Source organism: Shewanella sp. SM68 (assembly GCF_025653925.1).
GTDB classification, from domain to species: domain Bacteria; phylum Pseudomonadota; class Gammaproteobacteria; order Enterobacterales; family Shewanellaceae; genus Shewanella; species Shewanella oncorhynchi.
Map to the genome: position 1 here is coordinate 1 of NZ_JAKKRU010000030.1, position 1,724 is coordinate 1,724.

Sequence of the window (1,724 nt, forward strand, 5' to 3'; positions counted from 1 at the left end):
TCCGTCATTCCGCACCTAATTTTCGATTTAAAAAACTTGACGGCGATCGGTCATTCTGATCTATTACTCTCTTTTGCAGGTAATTCATCATGGCCGCTCCCGCTATCTCTATCCGTAACCTCGACCACCTTGGTTTGGTCGCTGCACTTTGCCAAGAACTCGGCATTGCTCGCATGATTGATGCGGTGCTACCCAAAACGCCGCCCTACAAAGTCTCACATGGTGAAGCGTTGGTGGCGATGATACTGAACGGTCTTGGCTTTCATAGTTCGACCTTGCACATGTTCCCGCAATTCTTTGCCAACAAGCCTGTAGAACGCCTGATTGGCCCGGGGATCTGTGCCGATGACCTCAATGATGATGTGCTCGGCCGCTGCCTTGATGCCCTCTTTGAGGCCGATGTCAGCACGCTTTATCAGGTGATGGCGGAGCAGGTCGTTGAACGATTGGGGCTCAAAAGTACTGCAGTACACCTCGATATCACCAGCTTCCACGTCGATGGCGCCTATGACCAAGCCGATGGCGAGCAGCTCGGTAAGTTGCAATTGGTACGGGGCTATAGCCGCGACCATCGGCCAGAGCTAAACCAGGTTATCCTGGAGCTTATCTGTGAAAATCAGGCCGGCCTGCCCATCTACATGCAAGCCTTGAGTGGTAATATTAATGATACCAAGGCCTTTGCCCAGACGGTACGGCGCCACTTGAGCAGTCTCAAGGCCGCGCAGGAGAGTCGTTATCTGGTCGGCGATGCGGCGCTGTATTGCGCCGACACCTTGCAACTACTGGCACAACAGCAACAGTTGTTCGTGACTCGTGTGCCTGTCACCCTCAATGAAGCCAAGCGAGCCGTGGCAACCATTGGCACCCAGTCGCTGGTTGCGCTGGGCAATGGCTATCATGGCTGTTGGCAAAGCGCCAATTATGCCGACGTCGCGCAGCGTTGGTTGCTGGTGCGCAGCGAACAGGCCAGCCACCGTGAGCAGCAAACATTAGCCAAAAACCTACTGAAAGACAGCACGCGTGAACTGAAAGCCTTCAACAAATTATGTGCCCAGCGTTTTGCCTGCGAGACCGATGCGCAGGCTGAATTAGCCCGTTTTGCTGTCAGCTTAAATCTGCTGCAACTAGAAGCAGAAGTCGTGAGTGAACCTATCTATGCAGGGCGCGGAAGGCCCCAAAAGGGTGAAATGCCGGTGAACTACCAATTTCACATCAAGGGGTTAGCCGCAAGTAGCTTGGCGCGGGTGGCTGAGGCGCGCAACCAGACAGGGGTGTTCATCCTCGCGACCAATGATCACAGTGAAACGCTCACCATGGCTGAGCTGTTGGCTACCTATAAAGCCCAGCAGAATGTCGAGCGTGGTTTTAGGTTTCTGAAAAGTCCCGAATTTTTAACCTCCTCGTTATATCTTAAAAAACCGGAACGTATCGAAGCGTTGCTGATGGTGATGACCTGTAGCCTGATGATTTATGCGGCGCTGGAGCACCGGATCCGGCAGGGCTTAGTAGAGCAGAACCGGAGTGTGGCGGACATGAAAAAGAAACCCACGCAAAAACCGACTGCGCGGTGGATTTTTTTACGCTTTGGCGGGGTGCACGAGTACCAGTTGGGAGAGGCGCCACCTCAAGTCACAGGACTCACAGTGGACCAGCAGATCATTCTCGACGTGTTAGGCGAACGGTATCGGCAAATTTATTCCTAAATCAGGTGCGGAAAGTCGGTT

At 53.2% G+C, this 1,724-nt stretch carries 1 protein-coding gene; it reads left to right on the top strand.

Translation table 11 applies throughout. The features are described from left to right. The first annotated feature begins 89 nt into the window (after positions 1 to 89). Positions 90 to 1,703, top strand: a complete 1,614-nt coding sequence (locus tag L5M40_RS22480; RefSeq protein WP_011715680.1) for an IS1634-like element ISShes12 family transposase — start codon at positions 90 to 92, stop codon at positions 1,701 to 1,703. The last annotated feature ends 21 nt before the right edge of the window (positions 1,704 to 1,724 follow it).

Coding starts and splice junctions, on each gene's coding strand:
- L5M40_RS22480 (WP_011715680.1), top strand. CDS start 90: ATGGCCGCTCCCGCTATCTCTATCCGTAACCTCGACCACCTTGGTTTG.